Source organism: Streptomyces katrae (assembly GCF_000717655.1).
GTDB classification, from domain to species: Bacteria; Actinomycetota; Actinomycetes; order Streptomycetales; family Streptomycetaceae; genus Streptomyces; species Streptomyces katrae_B.
This window is the reverse complement of the sequence record NZ_JNZY01000099.1, coordinates 1-769: the sequence shown is the minus strand read 5'-3', so window position 1 is coordinate 769 and position 769 is coordinate 1. Positions and strand designations below refer to the sequence as shown.

The following is a 769-nucleotide window of genomic DNA, read 5'->3' as shown; positions in this document are numbered from 1 at the left end:
TGCAGCGCACAGCCCGGCACGATTCGGCCTCCCCTGGGGAAGGAAGGGGAGGCCGATTTCGGTACCGGGCTGTGCGCTGCGGCTGGTTCAGTTGGCGCTGGGTGAGACGGGGCGCTGTGTGCGCCGGGTCCAGGGCCTGGTGGTGTCAGTACTCGCCGTGCTGCTGGCCCTTGTAGTGGCCGTCCTTGTGTCCGCTGGCGTTGATGCAGGTGTTGCCGAAGGCGGGGTTGAGGAGGCCGACGACGTTCACGGTGTTGCCGCAGACGTTGACGGGGATGTGGATGGGGACCTGGACGACGTTGCCGGACAGGACGCCGGGGGAGCCGATGGCGGCGCCCTCGGCGGTGGCGTCGGCGGCGGCCATGCCGGCCCCGCCTGCCAGGACGGCACCGGCGGCGGCGGTGGCGGCTACGGCCTTGGCGATACGGGACATCGAATTTCTCCTTGAACTCACGGTTTGCCGGGGGGAATCCAGCTCGGACGACGCATCCCCCAACCGCCCGGACCGCCCGTCCGTTACGGGCACTGGGCCGAATCGGTGACGTGATACCGGCGTGTGGCTTACGGGCGCTGCCCTGACCGCTACGACACCCGCGGCGCCTGCCCCCGGACCGTGGCCGGGGTGCGAAGGGGCGGGAGAGTGGAGGTGTCAGCTTCGGGTGTCAACGCACCCCGTTCGATGTCACACAGGATTTCGAACGCTGTGCTTGTGATGCGGGGCGCCGACTTGCCGCAGCTATGGTCGGGCGCAGTCCGCGTCGATAGGGCG

The 769-nt window shown here is 69.6% G+C and carries 1 protein-coding gene; it reads right to left on the bottom strand.

Annotation, left to right across the window (positions count from 1 at the left end):
- Positions 1–145: 145 nt before the first annotated feature.
- A complete protein-coding gene (locus tag IF09_RS0139560) occupies positions 146–433 on the bottom strand; it encodes a chaplin (RefSeq protein WP_030304423.1) in 288 nt (95 codons plus the stop codon).
- Positions 434–769: the final 336 nt, after the last annotated feature.